Source organism: Rhodococcus sp. Z13_19A, from assembly GCF_058133575.1.
The window spans coordinates 463,295-488,295 of sequence record NZ_JBYUNN010000004.1; the positions used below are offsets into that span (position 1 = coordinate 463,295).

The 25,001-nt window shown below is 71.4% G+C and carries 24 protein-coding genes, 1 tRNA gene and 1 other RNA gene; 14 read left to right on the forward strand and 12 right to left on the reverse strand.

Annotated elements, in window-relative coordinates; genetic code table 11:
* The first annotated feature begins 157 nt into the window (after positions 1-157).
* Positions 158-832, forward strand: coding sequence for a 5,6-dimethylbenzimidazole synthase (gene bluB, locus AC3YNX_RS17190; protein ID WP_489982881.1), 675 nt, complete (start codon positions 158-160; stop codon positions 830-832).
* Positions 833-865: 33 nt separating this feature from the next.
* On the opposite strand, the gene aceE is transcribed toward bluB, so the two are convergent.
* A complete protein-coding gene (gene aceE, locus AC3YNX_RS17195) occupies positions 866-3,787 on the reverse strand; it encodes a pyruvate dehydrogenase (acetyl-transferring), homodimeric type (RefSeq protein WP_127783421.1) in 2,922 nt (973 codons plus the stop codon).
* A gap of 177 nt (positions 3,788-3,964) precedes the next feature.
* Here aceE and AC3YNX_RS17200 point away from each other — a divergent pair, with 177 nt between their 5' ends.
* From AC3YNX_RS17200 to AC3YNX_RS17220, 5 genes are all read left to right on the forward strand, one after another.
* Positions 3,965-4,537, forward strand: a complete 573-nt coding sequence (locus AC3YNX_RS17200; protein WP_489982882.1) for a hypothetical protein — start codon at positions 3,965-3,967, stop codon at positions 4,535-4,537.
* 156 nt (positions 4,538-4,693) lie between these two features.
* Positions 4,694-5,113, forward strand: a complete 420-nt coding sequence (locus AC3YNX_RS17205; RefSeq protein WP_127783419.1) for a DUF3052 domain-containing protein — start codon at positions 4,694-4,696, stop codon at positions 5,111-5,113.
* Positions 5,114-5,253: 140 nt separating this feature from the next.
* On the forward strand, positions 5,254-5,718 hold the full coding sequence (locus AC3YNX_RS17210; RefSeq protein WP_127783418.1) for a peroxiredoxin: 465 nt from the start codon (positions 5,254-5,256) through the stop codon (positions 5,716-5,718).
* Positions 5,719-5,767: 49 nt separating this feature from the next.
* A tRNA-Val gene (locus tag AC3YNX_RS17215) sits at positions 5,768-5,842 on the forward strand.
* Positions 5,843-5,902: 60 nt separating this feature from the next.
* Positions 5,903-6,886 (forward strand): cobalamin biosynthesis protein, encoded by a 984-nt coding sequence (locus AC3YNX_RS17220; RefSeq protein WP_489996231.1) that lies wholly within the window; start codon positions 5,903-5,905, stop codon positions 6,884-6,886.
* Here AC3YNX_RS17220 and AC3YNX_RS17225 read toward each other — a convergent pair.
* Positions 6,818-7,675, reverse strand: coding sequence for an SURF1 family cytochrome oxidase biogenesis protein (locus tag AC3YNX_RS17225; RefSeq protein ID WP_489996232.1), 858 nt, complete (start codon positions 7,673-7,675; stop codon positions 6,818-6,820). The two genes, AC3YNX_RS17220 and AC3YNX_RS17225, sit on opposite strands and share 69 nt — an antisense overlap.
* A gap of 96 nt (positions 7,676-7,771) precedes the next feature.
* On the opposite strand from AC3YNX_RS17225, the gene cobC reads away from it, so the two are divergent.
* From cobC to AC3YNX_RS17245, 4 genes are read left to right on the forward strand one after another with little or no spacing between them, the layout of a single operon-like run.
* A complete protein-coding gene (gene cobC, locus AC3YNX_RS17230) occupies positions 7,772-8,818 on the forward strand; it encodes an Rv2231c family histidinol phosphate aminotransferase CobC (RefSeq protein ID WP_489996233.1) in 1,047 nt (348 codons plus the stop codon).
* On the forward strand, positions 8,815-9,990 hold the full coding sequence (locus AC3YNX_RS17235) for a Nif3-like dinuclear metal center hexameric protein (protein WP_489996234.1): 1,176 nt from the start codon (positions 8,815-8,817) through the stop codon (positions 9,988-9,990). The genes cobC and AC3YNX_RS17235 overlap by 4 nt, the downstream gene beginning before the upstream one ends.
* Complete coding sequence (locus AC3YNX_RS17240) at positions 9,987-10,724, forward strand: zinc ribbon domain-containing protein (RefSeq protein ID WP_127783413.1); 738 nt, start codon at positions 9,987-9,989, stop codon at positions 10,722-10,724. The genes AC3YNX_RS17235 and AC3YNX_RS17240 overlap by 4 nt, the downstream gene beginning before the upstream one ends.
* Positions 10,721-11,827, forward strand: a complete 1,107-nt coding sequence (locus tag AC3YNX_RS17245) for a bifunctional RNase H/acid phosphatase (RefSeq protein WP_489996235.1) — start codon at positions 10,721-10,723, stop codon at positions 11,825-11,827. Before AC3YNX_RS17240 ends, AC3YNX_RS17245 begins: the two co-directional genes overlap by 4 nt.
* A gap of 9 nt (positions 11,828-11,836) precedes the next feature.
* Here the strand turns inward: AC3YNX_RS17245 and AC3YNX_RS17250 are convergent, their stop codons facing one another.
* Genes AC3YNX_RS17250 through AC3YNX_RS17260 form a run of 3 tightly spaced genes read right to left on the reverse strand, consistent with a single transcriptional unit; the run spans position 11,837 to position 14,434 of the window.
* Positions 11,837-13,075 carry an ArsB/NhaD family transporter gene (locus tag AC3YNX_RS17250; RefSeq protein WP_489996297.1) on the reverse strand — a complete coding sequence of 413 codons (1,239 nt, stop codon included), beginning with the start codon at positions 13,073-13,075 and terminating at the stop codon, positions 11,837-11,839.
* The gene (locus AC3YNX_RS17255) at positions 13,072-13,824 is read right to left on the reverse strand and encodes a sulfite exporter TauE/SafE family protein (RefSeq protein ID WP_489996236.1); all 753 of its coding nucleotides are present in this window, start codon (positions 13,822-13,824) and stop codon (positions 13,072-13,074) included. Before AC3YNX_RS17255 ends, AC3YNX_RS17250 begins: the two co-directional genes overlap by 4 nt.
* A 31-nt stretch (positions 13,825-13,855) precedes the next feature.
* On the reverse strand, positions 13,856-14,434 hold the full coding sequence (locus AC3YNX_RS17260; protein WP_489996237.1) for a TetR/AcrR family transcriptional regulator: 579 nt from the start codon (positions 14,432-14,434) through the stop codon (positions 13,856-13,858).
* Between the two features lie 82 nt (positions 14,435-14,516).
* On the opposite strand from AC3YNX_RS17260, the gene AC3YNX_RS17265 reads away from it, so the two are divergent.
* Both AC3YNX_RS17265 and AC3YNX_RS17270 read left to right on the forward strand, forming a co-directional pair.
* The gene (locus tag AC3YNX_RS17265; RefSeq protein ID WP_489996238.1) at positions 14,517-15,347 is read left to right on the forward strand and encodes an alpha/beta fold hydrolase; all 831 of its coding nucleotides are present in this window, start codon (positions 14,517-14,519) and stop codon (positions 15,345-15,347) included.
* Between the two features lie 35 nt (positions 15,348-15,382).
* Complete coding sequence (locus AC3YNX_RS17270; RefSeq protein ID WP_489996239.1) at positions 15,383-15,880, forward strand: anthrone oxygenase family protein; 498 nt, start codon at positions 15,383-15,385, stop codon at positions 15,878-15,880.
* Between the two features lie 15 nt (positions 15,881-15,895).
* Here the strand turns inward: AC3YNX_RS17270 and AC3YNX_RS17275 are convergent, their stop codons facing one another.
* The 4 genes from AC3YNX_RS17275 to AC3YNX_RS17290 all read right to left on the reverse strand — a co-directional run bounded on the left by AC3YNX_RS17275 (position 15,896) and on the right by AC3YNX_RS17290 (position 19,588).
* Positions 15,896-16,735 (reverse strand): M23 family metallopeptidase, encoded by an 840-nt coding sequence (locus AC3YNX_RS17275; protein ID WP_489996240.1) that lies wholly within the window; start codon positions 16,733-16,735, stop codon positions 15,896-15,898.
* Complete coding sequence (locus AC3YNX_RS17280; protein ID WP_489996241.1) at positions 16,732-17,265, reverse strand: ArsR/SmtB family transcription factor; 534 nt, start codon at positions 17,263-17,265, stop codon at positions 16,732-16,734. Before AC3YNX_RS17280 ends, AC3YNX_RS17275 begins: the two co-directional genes overlap by 4 nt.
* 201 nt (positions 17,266-17,466) lie before the next feature.
* Positions 17,467-17,751, reverse strand: coding sequence for a hypothetical protein (locus tag AC3YNX_RS17285; protein ID WP_489996242.1), 285 nt, complete (start codon positions 17,749-17,751; stop codon positions 17,467-17,469).
* 631 nt (positions 17,752-18,382) lie between these two features.
* Positions 18,383-19,588 (reverse strand): MFS transporter, encoded by a 1,206-nt coding sequence (locus tag AC3YNX_RS17290; protein ID WP_489996243.1) that lies wholly within the window; start codon positions 19,586-19,588, stop codon positions 18,383-18,385.
* Between the two features lie 114 nt (positions 19,589-19,702).
* Between AC3YNX_RS17290 and rnpB the strand changes: the two genes are divergently transcribed.
* Positions 19,703-20,135: RNase P RNA component class A (gene rnpB / locus AC3YNX_RS17295), an RNA gene on the forward strand.
* Positions 20,136-20,335: 200 nt separating this feature from the next.
* Here rnpB and AC3YNX_RS17300 read toward each other — a convergent pair.
* From AC3YNX_RS17300 to AC3YNX_RS17310, 3 genes are all read right to left on the reverse strand, one after another.
* Complete coding sequence (locus tag AC3YNX_RS17300; protein WP_489996244.1) at positions 20,336-20,728, reverse strand: hypothetical protein; 393 nt, start codon at positions 20,726-20,728, stop codon at positions 20,336-20,338.
* Between the two features lie 642 nt (positions 20,729-21,370).
* Positions 21,371-22,411 (reverse strand): acyltransferase family protein, encoded by a 1,041-nt coding sequence (locus tag AC3YNX_RS17305; RefSeq protein WP_489996245.1) that lies wholly within the window; start codon positions 22,409-22,411, stop codon positions 21,371-21,373.
* 898 nt (positions 22,412-23,309) lie between these two features.
* Entirely contained in the window at positions 23,310-23,873 is a 564-nt protein-coding gene (locus tag AC3YNX_RS17310; protein ID WP_489996246.1) for a hypothetical protein, read from the reverse strand.
* A gap of 530 nt (positions 23,874-24,403) precedes the next feature.
* Here AC3YNX_RS17310 and AC3YNX_RS17315 point away from each other — a divergent pair.
* Positions 24,404-24,754, forward strand: a complete 351-nt coding sequence (locus AC3YNX_RS17315) for a VOC family protein (protein WP_489996247.1) — start codon at positions 24,404-24,406, stop codon at positions 24,752-24,754.
* Positions 24,755-25,001 lie beyond the last annotated feature (247 nt).

Below are 25,001 nucleotides of genomic sequence, written 5' to 3' on the forward strand. Positions count from 1 at the left end.
GCCTGGATGAAGTAGGGCCTGGATGAAGTAGGGCTGGGCTGACGCCCTCCACTGCGCGCCCCGAGGACTTCCTCGGGGCGCGCAGTGCTGTCACTCCCGCTGACCGGCGCGCGCAGCGCCGTGACCGGGGTGTGGGCGCTGGGCTAGCGTGGCTCCGATGACGGCCGAACGTCGCGACAGCTCCGGGTCCACCCCCAGCGCCGAGCCCACCACCACCCTCTACGACGCCATCCGGATGCGCCGGGACGTCCGGGCTGAGTTCACCGGAGAAGCGGTGGCCGAGGACGTGCTGCACCGGGTGCTCACCGCCGCGCACGCCGCGCCCAGCGTCGGCATGACCCAGCCGTGGGACTTCGTCCTGGTGCGCCGGCCGCAGACCCTGCACCGCTTCGCCGAGCACGTGGCCGCCAAGCGCCGGGAGTTCGCTGCCACGCTGCCGCCCGAGCGGGCCACCACCTTCGACCCCATCAAGGTGGAGGGCATCCAGGAGAGCGGGTTGGGCGTGGTGGTCACCCACGACCAGAGCCGCGGCGGCCAGCACGTGCTGGGCCGGCACACCGTGGCCGACACCGGCCTGTTCTCCACCGTGCTGGCCGTGCAGAACCTGTGGCTGGCCGCCACGGCCGAGGGGCTCGGGGTGGGCTGGGTGAGCTTCTACGACGAGGAGGTGCTCGCCGAGCTGGTGGGGGTGGCCGAGCCGGTGCGACCCATCGGCTGGCTGTGCGTGGGCCACGTGGCCCGGCGCCAGGAGGTGCCCGACCTGGAGCGCTTCGGCTGGCGCAGCCGCCGCCCGCTCAGCGAGGCCGTGCACCAGGAGCGCTACGGCTCCTGATCGCACGGCCTCGGTGAGTGCGGAGCTACCCGCTCAGGCGACGCCGGTGTCGCCGGTGGAGGGGCCGGCCGCGCGGGGGTCGTCGATCTTGTACTGCGCGGCCGCCTCGACCGGTGCCTTCTCGGGCACGTCGCCGGACTCGGCCAGCGAGGACAGCACGGCCACCACGACCGACTCGGCGTCCACGTTGAACACCCGGCGGGCCGCCGGTCGGGTGTCGGAGAAGCCGAACCCGTCGGTGCCCAGGGTGATGTACTCGTTGGGCACCCACTGGCGGATCATGTCCGGCACCGCACGCATCCAGTCCGACACCGCGACCACGGGTCCGGCCAGGTCGGTCAGCGCCTCGGTCACGTAGGGCACGCGCTTGTCCGCCTCGGGGTGGCGCAGCGCCTCACGCTCGCACTCCACGCCGTCGCGGTGCAGCTCGTTCCACGACGTCACCGACCACACGTCCGCCGCCACGTCCCAGTCGTCGGCCAGCAGCTGCTGGGCCTTCATCGCCCACGGCAGGGCCACGCCGGAGGCGAGGATCTGCGCGCGCGGACCCGTTCCCGCCGGTGCGGTGCTCACCCGGTGGATGCCGCGGAGGATGCCCTCCACGTCGACGTCCTCGGGCTCGGCCGGCTGCTGGTAGGGCTCGTTGTAGACGGTGAGGTAGTAGAAGACGTTCTCGCCGGCGCCGTCCGGGCCGCCGTCGCCGTACATCCGGCGCAGGCCCTCGCGCACGATGTGGCCGATCTCGTAGCCGTAGGCCGGGTCGTAGGCGACGACCGCGGGGTTGCTCGCCGCCAGCAGCAGCGAGTGGCCGTCGGCGTGCTGCAGGCCCTCACCGGTGAGGGTGGTGCGCCCGGCAGTGGCCCCCAGGGCGAAGCCGCGGGCCATCTGGTCGGCGGCGGCCCACAGCCCGTCGCCGGTGCGCTGGAAGCCGAACATCGAGTAGAAGATGTAGATCGGGATCATCGGCTCGCCGTGGGTGGCGTAGGAGGTGCCGACCGCGGTGAACGCGGCCGTCGAGCCCGCCTCGTTGATCCCCTCGTGCAGGATCTGGCCGACCTCGCTCTCCTTGTAGGCGAGCATCAGGTCGGCGTCCACCGAGGTGTACAGCTGGCCGTTGGGGTTGTAGATCTTCAGCGTGGGGAACATCGAGTCCATGCCGAAGGTGCGCGCCTCGTCGGGGATGATCGGGACGAACCGCTTGCCCCACCCCTTGTCCCGCATCAGCTCCTTGAGCAGCCGGACGAAGGCCATGGTGGTGGCCACCTCCTGCTTGCCCGAGCCGCGCTTGACCACGTCGTAGGTCTTGTCCTCGGGCAGCGGCGGGTTGTTCGCCGTCACCTTGCGGGTGGGCAGGTAGCCGCCCAGCACCCGGCGGCGCTCCCGCAGGTACTTGATCTCCGGGGCGTCGGCGCCGGGGTGGTAGTACGGCGGCAGGTACGGGTCGCGCTCGAGGTCCTCGTCGCTGATCGGGATGTGCTGGCTGTCGCGCAGGTGCTTGAGGTCGTCGAGGGTCAGCTTCTTCATCTGGTGCGTGGCGTTGCGGCCCTCGAAGTGCGTGCCCAGCCCGTAGCCCTTGATGGTCTTGGCCAGGATGACCGTGGGCTGGCCCTTGTGCGCCATCGCGGCGGCGTAGGCGGCGTGCACCTTGCGGTAGTCGTGCCCACCGCGCTTGAGGTTCCAGATCTCGGAGTCGGTCATCGGGTCGACCAGCTCCTTGGTGCGCGGGTCGCGCCCGAAGAAGTGCTCGCGGACGTAGCCGCCGTCGTTGGCCTTGTAGGTCTGGTAGTCACCGTCGGGGGTGCTGTTCATCAGGTTGACCAGCGCACCGTCGCGGTCGGCGTGCAGCAGGCTGTCCCACTCCCGGCCCCACACCACCTTGATGACGTTCCAGCCGGCGCCGCGGAAGAAGCTCTCCAGCTCCTGGATGATCTTGCCGTTGCCGCGCACCGGCCCGTCCAGGCGCTGCAGGTTGCAGTTGACGACGAACGTGAGGTTGTCCAGCTGGTCGGTGGCCGCCACGTGCACCAGCCCGCGCGACTCCGGCTCGTCCATCTCGCCGTCACCGAGGAAGGCCCACACGTGCTGGTCGGAGGTGTCCTTGATGCTGCGGTGCTGCAGGTACTTGTTGAAGCGGGCCTGGTAGATGGCGTTCATCGGGCCGAGGCCCATGGACACCGTGGGGAACTCCCAGAAGTCCGGCAGCAGCCGGGGGTGCGGGTACGACGGCAGGCCGCCGCTCTCGCCGGCGTGGCTGTACTCCTGGCGGAAGCCGTCGAGCTGCTCGGCGGAGAGCCGGCCCTCGAGGAACGCGCGGGCGTAGATGCCGGGGGAGGCGTGGCCCTGGATGAAGACCTGGTCGCCGCCACCGGGGTGGTCGCGGCCGCGGAAGAAGTGGTTGAAGCCCACCTCGTACAGCGCTGCGGAGCTGGCGTAGGTGGAGATGTGTCCGCCGACGCCGACGCCTGGGCGCTGCGCCCGGTGCACCATTACCGCGGCGTTCCAGCGGATCCAGGCGCGGTAGCGGCGCTCCACCTCCTCGTCGCCGGGGAACCACGGCTCGTTCTCGGTGGGGATGGTGTTGACGTAGTCGGTGGAGGTCAGCGACGGCAGGGCCACCCGGGCGTCACCGGCGCGCTCGAGCAGCCGGAGCATCAGGTAGCGGGCGCGCTGCGGACCGGCCTCGCTGAGCATCGCGTCAAAGGACTCCAGCCACTCGGCCGTCTCCTCGGGGTCGATGTCGGGGAGGTAGGAACCGACACCTTCCCGGATGACACGAACCCGTGCCGGACCCTTCGCGGGCGTGTCGCTCCCGCCAAGCTCCGACGGGGCGCTCGATCGCTCGGCCACGGTGTGCTCCTCACTCTGGGTGGGCACGGGCCTTGGGGTGAGCCCGGTGCCGGACGCGTCCGTGGTGCGGACGGCGGGGGCAGCAGCGACGGAGTCGGTGTGTCCCATGCTCAATCGTGCCGCATGTAGTGGTCAAGGTGCGATGGGGATCCCTACCAGCGGGTAGCGTCCTCGCCGGAGCGGGGGTGCTGGCACGAGCACCGTTGCTCTCCTGGGGCATTCGGCGAACGAGCAGAGCGGGTGGGACTGATGGGCAGGACACGAGTGGGGTCAACGGCGGCTCTGGTGGGTGCGCTCCTCGTGGTCGGCGCCGGGGCGGCCTGCACCAGCCAGGTGGACGGCGAGGCGAAGCCCGACCCCGCGCTGGCCGTGGCCCGGGGCACCACCTCAGCCACCGCGACGACCACCACCACGGCCCGCCCCACCACGGCGCGCCCCACCACCACGCGCCCGACCAGCACCGCTGCATCCGCCACGGGTGTGCCGCCCACCGTCGTTGCCGTCGGGGACCGCCTCGTGGTGTGCGGGCGCATCCCGCAGCTCACCAACGCGGCCACCAAGGCCGTGAACGACTTCCTCACGGTGGCCAACGCCGGCAAGGGGGTCACCCCGGAGCTGGTCGCCGCCGAGACCGCCGCGCTCGCCAAGCTCGGGCCCCTGCCGCAACAGCTGCGCACCGTCCCCGGCGTGGAGCGGCTGCCGGCCACTGACCTGCTGACCACCGAGCTGCCGCTGATGGCCACCTCGCTGGACGCGGTGATCGCGGCGATCCCGCAGCGGATGTCGGCGCCGTTCAACGCCGCCAAGAACGACTACAACGCCCACCTCGACAAGATCAAGACCTCCTGCACCTCCTAGGTCGTGCCCCGGGTGCTGGTGTGGAGGGCGCTGTCTCAATATCCTGTCTCGGCTTGCGTCTGGGGGCCTGAGCCTGTTCGCTCACCTGACACGAGCAACACGACACGAGGTGCGGCGACCGCCGTTCCTGAGCACCAACTGAAGGAGGACCGCACCGTGGTCGCCGCGGGGGATTCCCGAAATGACGCCGAGAAGCTCGGAATTGTGCACGGGATGGTGGTGCAGGAGATTGGCTGGGACGAGGACACCGACGATTCCCTGCGGGCGATCGTGGAGCAGCAGTCCGGCAGCGAGCTGGTCGACGAGGACACCGACGAGGTCATCGACGTGGCGCTGCTGTGGTGGCGGGACGGTGACGGCGACCTGGTCGACGCGTTGGTGGACGCCATCGGACCGCTGGCCGACGACGGCGTGGTGTGGGTGCTGAGCCCCAAGACCGGCGTCAACGGGCACGTCGAGCCGAGCGAGATCGCTGAGGCCGCGCCCACCGCAGGGTTGACGCAGACGCTGACGATGAACCTGGGTGACTGGACCGCCAACCGTCTGGTGCAGCCTCGGACCAAGGCCAAGCGCTGATCCTGCCGGTCGGGTGACCACCGGGTGGAGTCTCAGCCGTGCGTGGAGTCTCCGGCCCGTCCCGCTAGGCTTTTGCGGGGCGCAGGGTGCGCCCGGACGCCGCTGCACCATGGCGGCTCCGCGGTACGGAGAGGACTTCCATGACGCTCGACGTCGGTACGACTGCACCTGATTTCACCCTCAAGGACCAGAACAACCAGGAAGTGACGCTGTCCTCCTACCGGGGTGACAAGAACGTCCTGCTGGTCTTCTACCCCCTGCCGTTCACGGGAACCTGCCAGGGCGAGCTCTGCCAGGTGCGCGACGACCTCCCCAAGTTCCAGAACGACGACACCGTCGTGCTCGCCGTCTCGGTCGGTTCCGCGCCCTCGCTGAAGGTCTGGGCCGCCGACCAGGGCTACACCTTCCCGCTGCTGGCCGACTTCTGGCCGCACGGCGAGGTTGCCCAGGCCTACGGCGTGTTCAACGACGCGACCGGCTTCGCCAACCGGGGCACGTTCGTCATCGACAAGCAGGGCGTCATCCGGTTCGCTGAGATGAACGGCCCCGGCGAGGCCCGCGACCAGTCCGCGTGGGACAAGGCGCTGGCAGCGCTGCCGGCGTGAGCGCTCAGAGTTGATCACTGCACGCCGCGGCTCCGGCCGGGGTGTGCACGGGCGTGTAGCTCAGCGGTAGAGCACCTGTCTTACACACAGGCGGTCGTAGGTTCGATCCCTATCGCGCCCACCACGTTGTTCCTCCGGGGCCGCCCCACGCGGGCGTGCCCGCCGGGTCGGTACCGTGTCGCCCGTGCCCGCTCTCGTCTCCACCACCGCGGGCAGCCGCCGCGCGGTCGGTCTGCTGCTCGGCCTGGCCCTCGACCGTGCTCTCGGCGACCCCCGTCGCTGGCACCCGGTGGCCGGCTTCGGCTCCACCGCCGCGGCCCTGGAGCGGCTGACCTACCGCGACTCCCGCCCCGCCGGCGCGCTGCACGTCGGCGTCCTGGTGGCCGGCGCCGCGGGCCTGGGCCTGATGGCGCCCCGCCGCGGGATGGGGCACGTGCTGGCCACGGCCGCCGCCACCTGGGCGGTGCTGGGTGGCACCTCGCTGCTGCGGGAGGGCTCGGCCATGGCCACCGAGCTGACCGCCGACGACCTGGACGCCGCCCGCCGGCGGCTGCCCTCCCTGTGCGGGCGCGACCCTTCGGCGCTGGACGCCGCCGGCCTGGCCCGCGCCACGGTGGAGTCGGTGGCGGAGAACACCTCTGACGCCACGGTGGCCCCGCTGGTGTGGGGTGCGCTGGCTGGGGTGCCCGGCCTGCTGGTCTACCGCGCCGCCAACACCCTGGACGCCATGATCGGGCACCACTCGCCGCGCTACGAGCGCTTCGGGTGGGCCGCGGCGCGGCTGGACGACGGGCTCAACCTGGCTCCGGCTCGGCTGGCCGGGGTGCTCACCGTGGCGGCCGCGCCGCTGGTGGGCGGCTCACCGCGGCAGGCGGTGCGGGCGTGGCGTCGGGACGGCGCAGCGCACCCCAGCCCCAACGCGGGGGTGGTGGAGGCCTCCGCCGCCGGCGCGCTGGGCGTGCAGCTGGGTGGGGCGACGCCCTACCCGTACGGGGTGCAGCAGCGGCCGCTGCTGGGGCACGGCGCGGCACCGACGGTGGCGGACCTGCGGCGGGCGGTGCGGCTGTCCCGGCTGGTGCAGGGTGGGGCGGTGCTCGCCTCAGCGGCGCTTGCCGTAGCGGTCGGCCAGGGTGGAGACCGGCTCCGGGGCAGGCTGCGACTGCGGTGAGAGCTCCGGTTCGGGGGTGGCAGCGGGGTCGATCCGCCGCTTGTTGTCCCGCCGCTCGCGGAGCTCGGCCCACACGAAGTAGCCCAGGCCCAGCGGCGCCATGATGCCGAACGCGATCCACTGCAGGCCGTAGGACAGGTAGGGTCCCGCGTCCAGCTGGGGCAGCGGCAGCGCCTCGAGGACCCCGGGCTGGTTGTCGCCCAGCTGCAGGTAGCCCGGGCGCACGGTCAGCCCGGTCACCTCGCCCACCTGGCCGGCGTTGACGCCGTAGATCTGCCGCACTCCGCCGTCGTCGAAGCTCGGTCGCGGCTGCGGGCGCTCGTCCAGGCGGATGCGCGCCTCCAGCCTCACGGTCTCGCTCGGCGGGGCGGTGATGGCCGGGGGCTGGGTGCCCTGGATCGGGCGGACGAAGCCGCGGTTGACCAGCACCACCTGGTTGGTCAGCACGCCCTCGGTGACCCGGAACGGGGTGAGCACCTCGTAGGCGGGCTGGCCCAGCACCGAGCGCAGGCGGGCGAGCACCTGGTCGTCGGTCAGGTAGGCGCCGGTGACCGTGACGCGACGCCACTCGTCGGTGCTCTCCGGCGCCTCGGTGCCCGGCACCACCTCGGCCAGCTCCACCGGCTCGGCGGAGAAGGAGGCGTTGATCTGGTCGTTGCGCTGCTCGGTGCTGGAGTTCTTGTCCAGCTGCCACGGCGCCAGCACGGTGAAGCACATGTAGGCGAACCCGGCGACCACCACGGCCAGGGCCAGCCAGCCCGGTTTGAGCAGAGTTCGCAGTCGGCGCACGGTTCCACGGTAGGCCACGGTGGCCCGGGCGCCGCCTCCGCCAGGTGTGGTCCCTGGCACGTCAGGCGGGCGAGGGCGGGCCGTAGGGTCGTGGCCGTGGAGGACACCACTGGGCCGGACTGCACAGCACTGGACTACCGGGCCCTGCGCCACCACGGCGACGTCGACGCCGAGCCAGGTCTGCTGGACTTCGCGGTGAACGTCCGGGGCACGGCGCCGCCGGCGTGGCTGCGCGAGCGCCTCGCCGCCCGCCTGGACGACCTGGGCGCGTACCCCCGTGCGGCCGAGGAGCTGGCCACCCGCGAGCAGGTTGCCGCCCGGCACGGCCGCCGCCCCGACGAGGTGCTGCTGCTGGCCGGTGCGGCCGAGGGCTTCGCGCTGCTGCCGCGGCTGCGCCCGCGCCTGGCCGCCGTGGTGCACCCCTCCTTCACCGAGCCCGAGCTGGTGCTGCGGGAGGCCGACGTGCCCGTGCAGCGCGTGGTGCTGGCCCCGCCGTGGCAGCTGGCCGGGGCGCCGGTGCCCGCGGGGGCCGATCTGGTGGTGCTGGGCAACCCCACCAACCCCACCTCGGTGCTGCACCCCGCCGAGCAGGTGCTGGGCCTGCGCCGCGCGAACCGGGTGGTGGTGGTGGACGAGGCCTTCGCCGACGCGGTGCCCGGTGAGCCGCAGAGCCTGGCGGGCCAGCGGCTGCCGGACGTGCTGGTGCTGCGCAGCCTCACCAAGACCTGGGCGCTGGCCGGGCTGCGCGCCGGCTACGTGCTGGGCCCGCCCGACCTGTTGGCCCGGCTGGTGCGCGGACGTCCACACTGGCCGCTGGGCACTCTGCAGCTGGAGGCCATTCGCGCCTGCTGCGAGCCCGACGCCGTGGCGTGGACGCAGCGGGAGGCGGAGGCGATCGCCGTCGAGCGCGCCGAGATGGCGGCCCTGCTGGCGCCGTGGCTGTGCGGGCCCGCGCAGGGACCGTTCCTGCTGCTGCGCGTGCCCGACGGCGAGCGGGTGCGCCGCGAGCTGCGCACCCGCGGCATCGCGGTGCGCCGCGGCGACACCTTCCCCGGGCTGGGACCTGACTACCTGCGGGTGGCGGTGCGCAGCAGCGCAGACGCCCACCGGCTGACCGAGACGATGACGGAGGTGCTCCGATGACTGCAGCAGCAACCGGTGTGCGGGTGGCTGACCTGGTGGCCACCCTGGACGCGGCCTACCCGCCGGAGCTGGCCCAGGACTGGGACGCCGTCGGGCTGGTGTGCGGCGACCCCGCCGACCCGGTGGGCCGGGTGCTCTTCGCCGTCGACGCCACCGAGGCCGTGGTGGACGAGGCGCTGGAGTGGGGCGCGCAGGCCCTGGTGGTGCACCACCCGCTGCTGCTTCGCGGAGTGACCGGCGTGGGGGCCGACACCGCCAAGGGGGCGCTGCTGACCCGGTTGATCCGCGGGGGCTGCGCGCTGTTCAGCGCCCACACCAACGCCGACGCCGCCGACCCCGGGGTGTCCGACGCCCTCGCCGAGCGGCTGGGGCTGCGCGTGCTGGGCCCGCTGGAGGCCGAGCCCGAGCCGGCCCTGGACAAGATCGTCACGATGGTCCCGCAGGGGGCGGACGTGGAGCGGGTCAAGGCGGCGCTGTTCTCCGCCGGGGCCGGCGAGCTGGGTGCCTACAGCCGGGCGGCGTTCTCCGTCACCGGCACCGGGCAATTCCTGCCCGGCGGCGGTTCGCTGCCCTCGATCGGCGAGGTCGGGGAGCTGACCGAGGTGGCCGAGACCCGCCTCGAGGTAGTGGCCCCGCGGCGGCTGCGCGCGCAGGTGGTGGCGTCCCTGGTGTGGGCCCACCCCTACGAGGAGCCGGCCTACGACGTGCTGGAAGTGGCGCCGCGGCCGTCGTCGCAGGGGCTGGGCCGCCTGGGTGAGCTGGCCGAGGCCGAGACGCTGCGCGAGTTCACAGCCCGTGCCGCCGCCGCGCTGCCCGCCACGGTGTGGGGCGTGCGGGCTGCCGGCGACCCCGATCGGCAGGTGCAGCGGGTGGCGGTGTGCGGTGGCGCGGGCGACTCCCTGCTGGGCACCGTGGCCCGGCTGGGGGCGGACGTGTTCCTCACCGCCGACCTGCGCCACCACCCCGCCGACGAGCACCTGCGCACCGGCGGGCCGGCCCTGGTGGACGTGGCGCACTGGGCCAGCGAGCAGCCGTGGTGCGCACAGGCGCAGGGCGTGGTGCAGGCCGCGTTCGGGGATAGGGTGAGCACGCGCGTGTCGCAGCTGCGCACCGACCCCTGGACCGTGGGCTGCGGCACCGGACACACCAACACATTGGAGCCCATCGAGTGAACGTCGACCCCGCCGTGCAGCGCACGCTGCTGGACCTGGCCGCGACCGACGCCGAGCTGGCGCGCATCACCCACCGGCGCCGCACCCTGCCCGAGGCGCAGGAGGTGGAGCGCCTGGAGACCGAGCGACAGGCCCGCAAGGACGCCGCCGTGGCCGTGCAGATGCAGGTGGAAGACCTCGACCGCGACATCCGCAAGCTCGAGCGCGAGGTGGAGGCGGTGCGCAGCCGCGAGGACCGCGACCGCAAGCTTCTCGAGGGCGGCACCGTCACCCCCAAGCAGATGACCGAGCTGCAGCACGAGCTGGAGACCCTCACCCGCAGGCAGGGGATCCTGGAGGACGAGCTGCTCGAGGTGATGGAGCAGCGCGAGGCCAGCGCCGCCGACCACGAGCACGCCGGCGCGCAGCTGAGCAAGGTCGAGGACGAGCTGAACGAGGCCGCCCGCCAGCGCGACGAGGCGCTGGCCGACCTGGACACCGCCGAGAGGCGCTGCATCGAGCAGCGCGCCCAGCAGCTGCCGCGCTTCCCGGCCGAGCTGCTCACCGTCTACGAGCGCCAGCGCGCCTCCCGCGGTGCCGGTGCGGCCCTGCTGCAGGCCCGCCGTTGCGGTGCCTGCCGCATGGAGCTGGACCGCAGCGTGATGGCTCGCTTCGCCGCTGCCCCGCCCGAGCTGGTGCTGCGCTGCGAGGAGTGCGGCGCCATCCTGGTGCGCACCAAGGAGTCCGGTCTGTGAGCTTGGCCCACGTGCTGGTGGAGGCCGACGGAGGCTCGCGGGGCAACCCCGGGCCCGCCGGCTACGGCGCGGTGGTGCTCAGCGCTGACGGTGCGCGCACGGTGCTGGCCGAGCGCAAGGAGGCGCTGGGGCGCACCACCAACAACGTCGCGGAGTACCGCGGGCTCATCGCGGGGCTGCAGGCCGCCATCGAGCTCGGTGCCCACGAGGTGGACGTGCGGATGGACTCCAAGCTGGTGGTGGAGCAGATGTCCGGGCGCTGGAAGATCAAGCACCCGGACATGATCCCGCTGGCCGCTGAGGCCAAGGAGCTGGTGGCGCAGCTGTCCCGGGTGGGCTTCACCTGGATCCCGCGGGCCCAGAACTCCCACGCCGACCGGTTGGCCAACCAGGCCATGGACGCCGCCGCCGGCATTGCGCCGGCCCCCACGCCCGCGGCCGTAACCCCGGTCGCCGCGGCCAAGCCCGCGTCTCCCGGCTGGACCGGCGCCGTGGGTACGCCCACCCGGCTGCTGCTGCTGCGCCACGGGCAGACGGCACTGTCGGTGGACCGGCGCTACTCCGGGCGCGGCAACCCCGAGCTGACCGCGGCGGGCCGCGAGCAGGCCGCCGCCGCAGCCAAGCACGTGGCCGGCCTCGGCGGGATCACCGCCGTGGTGTCCTCCCCGCTGGGGCGTGCCCGCCAGACCGCCGCCGCCGCGGCGCAGGAGCTGGGCCTGGACGTCACCGTGCACGAGGGCCTGACCGAGACCGACTTCGGCGAGTGGGAGGGGCTGACCTTCCGCGAGGCCGCCGAGCGCGACCCCGAGCTGCACCGCCGCTGGCTGGGGGACACCTCGGTGGCTCCTCCCGGCGGGGAGAGCTTCGACGAGGTGCACCAGCGGGTGCAGGCGGCGCGCGACGAGCTGGTGGCCGCGCACCCCGGGGCCACCCTGCTGGTGGTCAGCCACGTCACCCCGATCAAGACGCTGCTGCGCCTGGCCCTGGACTGCGGCCCGTCGCTGCTGTTCCGGCTGCACCTGGACCTGGCGTCGCTGAGCACCGCGGAGTTCTACCCCGACGGCGGCAGCAGCGTGCGCCTGGTCAACGCTCCCACCAGCTGAGGCGAGCCCTCACCGCAGCTGCAGGCCCAGCCACAGCGCGAGGACGGCCGCGGGCAGCGTGAGCGGCACGGTGAGCAGGCCCAGCACGGTGAACGTGCGCAGCGACGGCGCCACCCCGCGGCTGCGCAGCACCCGCCGCCACAGCAGGGTGGCCAGCGAGCCCACGTAGGTGAGGTTGGGGCCGATGTTCACCCCCAGCAGCACCGCCAGCACCAGCCCCGGGTCGGCGGTGGTTCCGAGCACGGCCAGCAGCAGCAGCGTGGCGGGCAGGTTGTTCACCACGTTGGCCGCCACTGCCGCCAGCACCGCCGTGCCCAGCAGGGCCAGCAGCGTGGGGTGCTCTGGCACCAGCTCGCCCACCAGCCCCCCGAGCCCGCCAGCGGTCACCCCGCCCACCACCACCCCCAGGGCCAGCACGAACAGGCAGAACAACGGCGCAGCCTCGCGCACCAGCCGGGGCGCGGAGGTGCTGCGGTTCGCCAGCGCGGGCACCGCCAGGACCGCAGCGCCCACGGCCGCCACCCACCCCGGCCCCACCCCGACCAGCCCGGACACCGCGAACCCGACGAGGGTGAGCGCGAGCACCACCAGGGCGAGCCGCGGCGTGGGGGCCGGCTCCACGGGGACCTCGAGGGCAAGGCGCGGACGCAGATCAGCAGCGAAGAACAGCCGGAACAGCACCAGCTCCAGGGCCACCACCACCAGCCACGGCAACGCCATCAGCGCCGCGAAGCCCAGGAAGCTGAGCCCGCTGGCGGAGAAGGCCAGCAGGTTGGTGAGGTTGGAGACCGGCAGCAGCAGCGACGCGGAGTTGGCCAGGTGCGCGGTGGCGTAGACGTGCGGACGGGCCGGCACCCGCAGCCGGAGCGTGGTGGCCAGCACCGCCGGGGTCAGCAGCACCACGGTGGCGTCCAGGCTGAGCACCGCGGTGGTGAGCGAGGCAGCCACGAACACCAGGCTCAGCAGCCGGCGCGGCTGCCCGCGGGCCCCGCCGGCCAGCAGCGCGCCGACCCAGCGGAACACTCCGTGCACGTCGGCCAGGTGCGCCAGCACCAGTACCGCCGCCAGGAAGCCGACGGTGGGGCCGAGCTCGCGCACCTGCTCCCACGCCTGGGCCGGGGACAGCGCGCCCACCGCCACGGTGAGCACCGCGGCGGGCACGGCCACCACCGCCTCCGGCCACCGGTGTGGGGCGGCCACGGTGAACACCAGCACCACCACCAGCAGCGCGAGCGCCAGCACGCTCAGGTCACCACCAGGTAGGCGCCCACCGCCACCCCGAGCACCACCACCGACCAGCGCAGCACCGCGGCGTGCACCCGCTGGGCGATCTTGGCGCCGGCGTAGCCGCCCACCAGCGTGGCCGGGCCGATCACCGCCACCCAGCCCCAGTGCACCGGGGCGCCGAGGGCGAACACCGCCAGCGCGGCCGTTGCCGCCACCATGGACAGCGCCACCTTCACCGCGTTGAGCCGGCGCAGGGTGTCGTTGGCGGTCACCGCCAGCAGCGCCATCATGATTATGCCCAGCGCACCGCCGAAGTAGCCGCCGTAGAGCGTGGCGACGAAGACGGACAGGCCCAGGGCCACCGTGCGGTCGGGGTCCCCGGGCTGGGGGTCACCGATCCAGTGCGTGATCCGCGGCTGCACGGCCATCAGGGCGCTGGCGGCCAGCACCAGCACCGGCACCACGGTGTCGAACACCGCGCTGGACAGGACCAGCAGCAGCACCGCCCCGGTGAACGAGCCCGCGGCCGCCAGCGGCACCACCAGCCGCAGCCGGGCCGACTGGCCCTGCAGGTCGGCGCGCTGGCCCACCGTGGCACCGAAGTAGCTGGGCCACTGGGCGATGGAGTTGGTGACGTTGGCATCCAGCGGCGGCAGGCCCACGGCGAGCAGCGCCGGGAACACGATCAGCGAGCCACCGCCGGCGATGGCGTTGGCCGCACCGGAGATCACGCCGACCAGTGCCAGCAGCGTCATCTGGGCGGCGGACACGGCTGCTGACTCTAGCCAGCCGGAACGGGCGTCACCGGCGACGAGCCGGGCTCACCATCAGTCTCCGCGCGGCGGTGGCGGCTCGGTCGAACGCGCCGGCAAAGGTGCTCATGCCGGCAGAGACGACGGCGCCCTCGTGCAGCAGCATGAGGGTCTCGGCCACCTCGTCCGGCTCCGCCGCGCCCGCCTGGACGGCCAGCTCGCGGAACAGCTCGAGCATCCAGCGCTTCTGACCGACGATCGCCGCGTGGGCAGGATGGGCAGGGTCGCTGATCTCGGCGTGGGCGTTGACCATCGCGCACCCCTTGCCGCCCCGCTCTGCCGCCCACTGGCCGGAGGCGCGGAAGATGGCCACCACCTGCTCCACGGGCGAGGGGTCGGCCTCCCGCAAGCAGTCGTGCAGGAACGAGTGCCACTGGGAGTCGCGCTCAGCCAGGTACTCCGCCACCAGGCGGTCCTTGGAGCCGAAGCGCTCGTACAGCGTCTTCTTGGACACGCCGGCCCGCTCCGCGATGGTGTCCACCCCGACCGCGTGGATGCCGTGCGCGTAGAACAGCTCCGAGGCGGCCTGCAGGACCTGCGCCGCCTTCTTCGTCCGCACCACGGTCATGAACCCAGCCTAGGACACGAGTAAACAGATCTGTTTATGCTGGGGGTGACAGATCGGTTTACTGCACGGAGAGGCGGCAGACATGGCACTGCTCACCGACACGCTCATCGCCCGTGGCGCGCGAATCGCCTATCGGGACCACGGCACGGGCGAGCCCGTGGTGTTCCTGCACGGGACGCCGTCGCACTCCTACGAGTGGCGGGCGGTGGTGCCTCGGGTGGAGCAGGCCGGCTACCGCACGATCGTCTACGACCTGCTCGGCTACGGGCGCTCCGAGCGTCCGGTTGCCGCCGACACCTCGGTGGCCGGGCAGACCGAGCTGCTCGGGGCCGTGCTCGACGGGCTCGGTGTGACGCAGGCGACGATCATCGCGCACGACATCGGGGGAGCGATCGGGCTCCGCTTCGCCCTCGCCGACCCGGAGCGGGTACGTCGACTCATGGTGCTCGACACCGTGAGCTACGACTCCTGGCCGTCGTCCACCTGGCAGAAGATCATCGACGAGCACCTGGACGACTACGCCGGTCTGCCGCAGGACGAGCTCGACCAGCTGCTCACCGACCAGCTGCGCATGACCGTCCACGACACCGGGCTGATGACCGGCGAAACTCTGCAGGCCTACCTCGCCCCGCACCAGTCGGCCGTCGGGCGGGCGTCGTTCTTCGAGCACCAGGTGCGGCACTACGACTCCACCTACACCGAGGAGATCACCGACCAGCTCGGCACGCTGTCGATGCCGGTCCGCATCGTCTGGGGCGAGCAGGACCAGTGGCAGCCGGTCGCCTACGCACACCGGCTGCACGCCGACATCCCCGGCTCCGAGCTGGTCGTGATCCCCGAGGCCGGGCACTTCGTCATGGAGGACGCACCCGAGCGGGTCACCGACGAGGTTCTTCGGTTCCTCAGCGACTGACTAGCCTTGCGGCACAGACACTCGGAGGTCCGGTGATGACGACGCTCGGCTCGTGGACCTACGCCGCTGTGCTCCTCGTCGCCGTGGTCGGCAACGGGCTGCTGGCGGGGCTGTTCTTCGCGTTCAGCTGCGCCATCTGCCCCGCGCTGCGCCGGGTCGACGACCGCTCCTACGTCACCGCCTTTCGTGCGATCAACTCTGCGATCCTCAACGCCTGGTTCCTGTCCGTGTTCGGCGCGGCGCCACTGGCCGCGGTCGCGGCGACCGCCCTCGCGCTCGGCTCCCACCGGGATGTCTCGTTGCCGTGGCTGGTGGCCGCCGCCGCCTGCTCGGTGGCCACGTTCGTCATCACCGCCGTGGCGAACGTGCCGCTGAACCAGACGCTCGATGCCGCACCCGTGGCGTCCGAGGCGCAGCGCCAGGCGGCGCGCCAGCACTTCGAGAGTCGCTGGAACCGTTGGAACCTGGTGCGCACCACCACCAGCACCGCCGCGCTCGCGTTCCTCGCCCTCGCGGTCATCGGGACACCCTGAGCTGTTCGGTCCGCGCTAGACAGTGCTCATGTGCTGGTCGTTGCGGGGGACGGCGTCGACCTGGGGCGGGTCGTCGCCGAGGGTGATGCCGGCGAAGGCGAGGGGCAGGCCCTGCCCGGTCCAGGGGGAGGCCCGGTCCATGAGCTGGGCGTGCACGTGTGGCTCGCTGCTGTTGCCGGAGTTGCCGCACCGCCCGATCTGCTCGCCCGCGCGGACGGTGTCGCCCACCCGAACCCGCACTGATCCGCGCTGCAGGTGCGCGACCGTGGCGAAGACCCCGTCGTCGCTGCGGATGGTGACGTGGTTGCCGATGATGAACCCGGGCCCACCCAGCTCCCGAACGGACCCTTCGATCATCATGAGGATGACGGCGAGGGTGTTGGAGCGAGCCCGGTGGTCGCGCCGCCAGCCGGAGGCCTTGACCACGGTTCCGTCGATCATCGCGAACACTGGCTGTCCGAACGCCGGGTACTGCCCGTTGGCGCGCATCGCCGTGCCACCGAAGGCGGGGCGGGCCCCGTCGGTCGGTTCGTGCACCAGGTCGACCGCGAACGCCTGTCCGTAGGCGCGCACGCCGTGGCTGGGGACCTTGGTGGCCGGGCTGTTCAGGGCCAGCCACCGCCCGCGCACCGGCGGCGCCACCACGGTGGTCGGGTGGGTCGGAAGGTGCCGGGGGCCGAGCGTGACCAGGGCGAGCACCAGGATCATGGTGAGCAGCGCGAGCAGGGCGCAGATCCGGGTGGCCAGCACGCCCGGCAGCCGCGACCCCACCAGGTTGTTGGCCACCAGGGTGGCGCCCGCGCAGTAGAAGAGGGGGAACCGGACCCGGTAGAGCGCCACCACTATCCGCTTCATCCGCCTGCACCCAGCACGCAGGCCAGCAGCGGGACGACGCGGGCGGCCGGTACCTCGTAGCTGCCGCGGCCGCTCTGGCGGACCCAGCCGGTGGCCACCAGCTGGCGCAGGTGGTGGTGCAGCTGCCCGGTGGTGCCGAGCGACTCGATCGCGGCCAGGTCGGCGGTGGTCCGGACACCGGAGAGGATGTGCCGCAACAGCTCCAGGCGCACCGGCTGGCCGAGGGCGGCGAACGTGGCTGCGTGGTCGGTCCAGTCGGTCTCCATCATTCCCGCGGTCCCGGCGCCCTCCTGCCAGGCCACGGGCTCGCCGGTGGGCAGCGTCAGCGACCCCACCACCAGCACCGCGCCGTCCGCCGTCCCGGGGTGATCGGCGAGGCGTTCCTGCAGCCCGGTGAGGGCCCAGAAGGTGGCCGGGTCCAGTGGTGGGGTGGGCTGTCCACTGGCCGTCGGCCGAGCGCCTTCCAGCGCGGCTACCCGCTGCGTGAGCTGCCGCAGCTCGTCTCGCAGGTCGGCCAGGTTCTCGTCCATGCCTAGCAATATATGGCACTACGTACTTACGTATCTGTTCGGGTGAACCCGCCCGCCGCGTCGAGGAGCAGGGTGGTGGTGAGGTCCAGGCGAGCCAGCAGGTCGTCGTCGTGGCTGACCACCAGCACGGCTCCGCTGTAGCGGGCAGGGCGTCGACCGGCTGGTCCACGGGCTACCAGTGCACGTGCGGCGCAGCCAGGTCTAGGGGCGCTCGGAGCTCGACCGCCGCTGCCGCACGAGCTGGACGCACCCCACCCCGATGGCGGCAGCAACGAGGATGAGCCAGCCGGACACCGTCACCGCCGTGTTCTCCAAGCCCGAGATGACCGACAGTGCGATGAGGTAGATGACGATGCCCGCTACCAGCGCGTGCTTGCCTCGACTGGTCATGTCGTGCGCATGACGCGATTGCGCCCGTGCGTGGGCTCGACCGCCCTGCGAGCAAACGTCGTCACCGAGAAGTTCTCCGGCGAGCACGTAGCGCATCCCGCAGCGCATACGACGTGGTCACTAGAAGGACGAGGGGTATCACAAGCTCACCGACGTCCGGCCCCGTCGCCACGGTGACCACGACACCGACCGCCATGATGGTGACCGCGACAGCGCAGACCGTCACCCACCACCGCGACCCCGGGAAGGGGACCCGGCTCGACCCCTGGCTCTGCCCCATGCGCTCACCGTAGAGGCCCAATGACCCTCCGGCGCAACATCGTTGGTGAGAAATGGGTTCTTCTGCACGTAGGCCACCCATGTTTCGCGGCTGGCGACGGACGCCGACAAATCAGGACGGGAGGCTCTCGATCAGCGCGCTGAGCGTCCGGCCGACAACCCGCAGCCCCGGTCTCTGCCACAGGGTCTTCCGCTTCCGCGGATCCGGGTCCGGCCTGGCGGCCGAAGCGTCCTGCGGCTCAGAGGGTGGTCGCGCGAGCCGCCTACCCATGGGAATCCTCCGTCCTCGTGCGAAGTGCAGATGCTGCAGTGTCGCTGATTGTGCGCTCGCGGTGGTGGGACTGGGGGTTGGGTGACGTGAGCAGATCGCGCACAACTACACGTGGACGCACGCTGGACCTTGCAGACAGGTGTGGCCGAGCGGGTTTCCCGTGTACCTCGCCCCGCTTCACGCGGCGACGCGGGCCAACCGGCGCGGGTGCAGCAGCGCGGCCGATCCCAGCGCCGACACCCCGGCGAGCACGAACACCGCGGCCCAACCCAGCCCCGCCGCCACCGCCCCCGCCAGCGCCGGAGTGAGGGTGGCAGCGAAGTAGTTCGCCGAGTTCTGCAGGCTCATGGCGGCGGCAGCCTGCCCGGGCGGCGCGATCTCGCCGGCCAGGGTGAAGGCGAGGCCGTTCCAGCAGGTGGCCAGCACGGTGCCCACCACCAGCACGGGCGCGAGCACCACCAGCGTCGGCCCGGTGACCACCACGTCCAGCACGGCGATCAGCAGGAAGCAGGCGGCGGTGCACAAGCCGAGCGTCCGCAGTGGACGCACCCGGCTGCCCACCCGGTCCGACCACGCACCCACCGCCAGGCGGCCCACCGCCGAGGCCAGCTGCGCCACCGAGAGCGTGGCCGCCGCCGCGGTGAGCGCCACCGTCTTGTCGTCGTGCAGGTACTCCACCAGCAGCGCGCCCAGGGTGAACTGGGGCACCACCAGCAGGCCGCTGGCCGCGGACAACCGCAGCAGGCTGCGCTGGCCCAGCACCCGGCTGATCGGCGTGCGCCCGGCCGGGCGGCGCACCGTGCCTGCCGGGTCGTGGATCGTCGCCGCGGCCAGCACGGCGCTGAGCAGGCACACCGCCGCCAGGGTGCGAAACACCGCGGGCAGCCCGTGCGTCTCGCCGATGCCCGGCAGCACCGCGGCAGCGACGGCCGCGCCCAGCGGCACCGCCGACTGGCGCACCCCCATGGCCACGCCCCGTCCGCGCACGGGGAACCAGGTGAGCACGGCCCGGCCGCTCGCGGCGTTGACGCTGGCCCCGAAGGCGCCGGCGAGCAGCAGCAGGAGCGCGGCCGCGACCGCGGACGTGGTCAGCGACAGCACGCCCAGCGAGGCGGCGGCGCCGACCAGTCCGGCGACGATCACCGGACGCTCGCCCACGCGGTCGGTGAGCATGCCCCACGGCAGGAGGGTGAGCAGGATGCCGGCGGAGATGAGCCCGAGCAGCAGGCCGACACCGGAGACGCTGAGGGCGTAGGTCTCGCGCAGCAGCGGTGTGATCGAGGCCAGGCCGAGGAACACCGCGGCGGTGGAGGCCTGCGCGAGGGTGCCGGCGCCGAGCACCACCCAGCGATAGCGACTGGGGGAGGCCACGGCGGAGCTCATGAACCCATTGTGCCGCGCTGTCTCGTGAAGTGAGAAACGTTTCTCACAATGTGAGAAACGGCCCATCCCGGGTGGCGGACCCGGACCCGGCGGGCAAGTAGAGTGCGGGGCGGACGAGCTGGCCGGGCGGCCGCGTTGACGGGAACCGGCAGCACCTGCTGCCAGGCCCGTCGCCGAGGAAAGTCCGGACTCCGCAGAGCAGGGTGGTTGTTAACGGCAACCCGGGGTGACCCGCGGGACAGTGCCACAGAAAACAGACCGCCAGTGCGTGCACTGGTAAGGGTGAAACGGTGCGGTAAGAGCGCACCAGCGCCCCGGGTGACCGGGGCGGCTAGGTAAACCCCACCCGGAGCAAGGTCAAAGGCGGTACCGGTCGACCTCGGTCGGCAGGTTCCGCTGCGCAGGTGCTTGAGGGCTGCTCGCCCGAGCCTGCGGGTGGACCGCGTGAGGGCATCGGTGACGATGTACCCAGATGGATGGTCGCCGCTCGACGCGCTCCTCGGAGCACGTCGAGGCACAGGATCCGGCTTACAGGCCAGCTCGTCCCCTAAACTTCTCGGAAATCCCCTGGGGGGGGCGTTTTACCAGCTCAGAGGACATGTTCTAGGCCGGGCCATTTCGCGTACCGAACGCACAGAATGCGCCAAACTGAATCGAGTGACTGGATATTGACGGGATGCGGCGCCGCAGTGGATGGTCGGACCCGGAGCGGAGGCGGGTGGGCCGATGACGACGTCACCGCTACGGTCAGTCCGGTGTGATCAGCCGCGGACGATTTCGAAGGGGCGACCGTAATTGCCGAGCATGAGCATCGCGTCCTCCCATTCGTCGGGGCGGGAGGCTCGCCCTTAAGTGGGCGACGTCGGGCGCGATGTGCTGCGCGGCGTAGGACCGGATGCCGCGATCAGCCACCACGCGGCCGCCCGAGTGGTGGCTGATCCGCTCGTCGCCGTGGGCCTGGGCGCACTCGGACGTAGTCGTCCAGGATCGACCAGCGCCATCCCCGGGCAGGTCTGCGGTAAGGATCTCGTCGAGCGCCGCAGCGACCCCGCCGGGCACGCCATCCCGCGGGAGCACCGCCCACACTGTCTTGCCGCTGTGGACGTCCATGGCGATGCCGAGCGCGGTGTAGCGGTTCATCCGCGCCGGACCTCCAGGCTGCGGGACGTTGTGCCCCAGCCCCCGGGGGGCGGTCTGGGGTGGTGGTGGCCCCTGCCCTAGCCAATGGCTTAGGCGATCACGCCCAGCATCGACGAAAAGGTGAGACCCGGACGCAGCCAGTCGTCTCATCTTGCCTCGCAGACGCATGACATCTGTCAGGTCACCACGTCAAGCGTGGCAACGTCGGTGCGGCGGGTCGGCGTCCTAGGGCGCGGATCCCGAATGGCGGGCCGCACGGTAGGCACTCGGCTCGCACTGGGACGTATGAGTCGCCGACCCAGTGCTCCACGGAGTGGTGACCCGGTGGTGACTCACACTCGACGTCCGGCGCCAGCAGCAAGAGCGCCAGCACCAGCCACGCCATCGCGCTCACTGGCCGGGCTCCCCGAAGCCGGCGCAGCTGCACTCGTCCCAGTCGGCGCCTTCGGTTGACTCGCAGCGGCCGAGCCCATCGTCGGCGTGGTCGCGGCGCGGATGGAAGCAGCGGTGGCAGTCCCCCTACCAGTGCCAGACGTCGCGCCTGGCAACCTCGGCCTCGGCGCTGATTGCGCGGCGCTCGCGTCCGACAGGCCCGAACCGCTGCGCAGGAGCCAGCAGCAACGGGGTCAGAGGGACAGTGGTTTAAACGACCAGTGGGGCGTCGGCTTTCCGACGCGGGTGCAGTACTCGCTTCTCGAGCACGTGCCACGAGACGTAACCCGCCAGGAGGCCGAGGATCACCGACGCGACGGCGAACAACGGTGGGTTCTCGTCCAGCCAGCCGCTGTGGACGAAGATCTGCTGAATCGGATAGCCGAAGATGTACGCCCCGTACGAGGGGTCGCCCTTGCTTGTGATCGTCTCAGCCCATGCCCACTGTCGAGTTCCGACATACAGGCTGGTGACGGCGATCGCGGGCACGGCGACTATCGAGGCTGGCGTATTGAAAACGGCGAGTATTCCAGCAAGCGTGATGAGCGAGACGACGACGTAGGGCGTCAAGAAGCGTTCCGCGCTTACGGCCTTGACGAATGCGCCTATGAAGAAGTACGAGAACAGGCCAACCCGAACGATCAGTGGGTTCGGGAGGTAGTCGCCGGTCAGCGCGGGCCATCCGATCAGTGCGCATGAAACTGCAGCGGCTAGCAGGAGCCATGGCAACTTCCTAACGACGCCGACATACCCCGCTATACCCAGCGCAGCGTACGCGAGCACCTCGACACCGAGCGTCCAGATGACACCGTTGATCTCATGGAACGGGTTGCTGGCGAAAGTGCCGGCGATCTCCTGCTGATACGGCAACACGAGCAAGTTTCGGACGATGTACTTCCACGGTTCGAGATCGGTGTAGTAGCTGTCACGGTTCGAGAAGAGTGGCCCGACAATGAACGCGGTAATCAGGACCATCACCGCGAGTGCGGGCCAGATCCGCCGAGCGCGTTTCTCTATGAATCGTCCGACGACAGGCTCTCGCATCCATGATCCAGTGACGAGATACCCGCTGATCGAGAAGAACACGAACACGCCGACAGCGCCGAGTGCGTAGCGGGTATCGCTGAATGAAATTGGGAACAGGTCGGCACCGGTGAGTAGGTAGGCGTGGCCGACGAGTACGGCAGAGGCGGCGGCTATGCGCAGTACGTCGAAGCCGTGCCGTTTGTGACTTACCATCGATGATATCATGGCGACATCATGCCGCACAACCGGCGTGCCCCTGAAAACCGCTCTGCTACGTGGGCGCATACGTCAGGTAGCGTGCAATTTCTGTCGACGCGGCAGGCCGTGCCCCCCCGGTTGTTGCGCGCTGATGCACCCCGTCGGCGGGCGAGTCGTCCAGCGAGATCCGGAGGTCGAAGGTGGGCACGCTGGAGTGGCAATTACGCCACGGTGAGGGGTTGCCAGAGGGGGCCTACGCCGGGGTCGTGGCCCACCTTGTGGCCGACGCCGATGCTCGAACCCTAGATCAGGCGATCGCCGTTGGCTTGAGCATCATGTCAAAATCCACCCCCGCAGAATCGCCAGCGCTGTCACGGAATTGCTGGCGAGACCTAGGCTGGGTGCAACGTGGAAAGGCGAACGCCAGAAATGAGGAGGTAGCGCTCGCGAGACACTCCTTCAGGAGCAGGAGCAGGAGCAGGAGCAGGAGCAGGAGCAGGAGCAGGAGCAGGAGCGGTTTCGCGAGCTGTTGGCCGCCAAGCAATGCACTCTTAGCGACGCACTCGGGCCGGAGGGGGCGCATGGCGTCGGCCGCCGAGAGCGTGTCATTTTGCGGCGTTGCAGACGGTGTAGCAGGAGGATCGTGACCAGCTGGTCACGACCATCACCTGCACGTTGCTCACTGGCTCGGCTCCAGCCCGAAGATGTCGCGTAAGAACGCCGTCTGACGCTCGGCGAACCAGTCGGCCGTCGTCGCCGAGCCGGCTGCCCTGCTGGCACACGTCAGCCGCCCGAGCGCGGACAAGCTCGAACATCTACCCCGGCTCCCAGGGGAGCCGTTCTGCTCGCGGTGGCGCACCGTCCTGGCGACCTCCTCGCGCACCAGCGCCTCGAGGTCGGGGCCGCGGGGACGCGGTGGGCGGGCTCATACCTGGCCCCGCAGCCACGGTTCGAACGCCTCGGCGACGCGGGCCTCGAGCGGGTCGAGGGTTAGCCGTGCCTCGTCGAGGACGACCGTGCCCACGCTGCATCCGCGAGACGAGGTGAGCACCCGCGGTGATGTTGTCGGGCTGATGTGCAGGCTCTCGGCGGCGCGGGCTGCTGGTCCTCGGTGCTCATGTGGCGGCTTCCTCTCGGGCGCGCCGGCGGACCTTGCGCCGGGCGGTGGGTGGCTTGGCGGAGAGAAGGGCGAGCATGTCGCCCATGCGGACCACGCCCGCGGCTTGAGCTGGCCCCGGGCCCGCCAGGTGCGCCAGGTGGCGTCGGGGATTAGGTCGCCGCGGTACGCCTGCACCGCACCGACGGCCTCCTCGCGGATGACATTGATGTCGATCACCTGGCCGAGCAGCATCCGTCCTAGGTCGGCGGGCAGGTACGTGGCGCCGCAATGCGAGCAGATGACGGTGTCGATGCCGGACTCGAGGTAGAGGTCGTGGGCGCACCGCTTGCACGGCCCCACCCAGGTCAGCTCGCGGTGCTCTATGGACATGCGGGCCGAGGCGATGACGTCGGCGATCTCGTCTATGCCTCCACCGCGCCGTTCATTGTGCGCAGGGTCTGGGGCTGGGAGGCGAGCCAGAGGGCGGCGACCGAAATACGCAGCACGGTCCCACCCGGATGCACACCAGTTGATTGGCCAGCTGCACGGGCCACTCTACGAGGTAGTTATGTTCGTCCATGATCTCCCCGGTGCCGGCGCTCACTGCCACAGGCGCCACCGAGCGTGGCGATAGTCGGTGACCTGACCAGGTACGGACAGAGGTGTCCTCCTCCAACGGCGCGGCGCAGCGCGTCGGTGCGTGAGGTGATGGCCCGCATTGAGCGCACCAGTGCCGAGGAGGCCATCACGCGGTACTCGGGGCTGTGGCGCTACGCCGGTCGAGTGACGGGATGCAGACGGGATAGGCCCTGCAATGCAGGGCTTTGACCTGGGAGTGTGTCGTAGTTTGCACTGTGTCCGGCTTGCGGGCCAGCTCGTCCCGCATCTCCCTGACGCGGCTCGGTGCTTAGCGTCGAACCATGATCGGACACATCGACGCGGTGGTCGTCGACTGCGCTGATCCGGCCGCTCTGGTCCGCTTCTGGTCGGTCGTGCTGGGTGGGCAGCCACGGGTGCGCAGCGACGACTGGGCCTACGTCGATCCGCCCGGCTCCACGCGGCTGGCCTTCCAGCGGGTGCCCGAGGTCAAGACCGGCAAGAACCGGCTGCACCTGGACATCGACGTGCGCGACCTGGAGGTGGCCACCCTGGCGGCCGAGGCCCTGGGTGCCCGCCGCGTGGGGGAGGTCCAGCGCGACGTCGCCGGGGCGTTCCAGGTGATGCTCGACCCCGAGGGCGACGAGTGGTGCCTGGTGCTCGCGCAGCCGTAGCCAGCTCGCGCGTCGCCGGAAGTCAGCTGACGGGGATCGCTGGTCGCTACGGTGAGCGCATGGGGTAGAAGAACAGCGAGACAAGGCGTTCGGTCCAGCCAGGCTTCCCGACCTCGCGGTGGGGGATCGCTCTGGGCGCGGTCGTCGTGGCGTTCATGGCGTCGCTCTGCTGGGAAGCGTCCTCGGTGGGGAGGGCGCTGCCGGATCGTCGTCTGTGTCGTCCTCCTGGCCTCGACGTCCTACACGC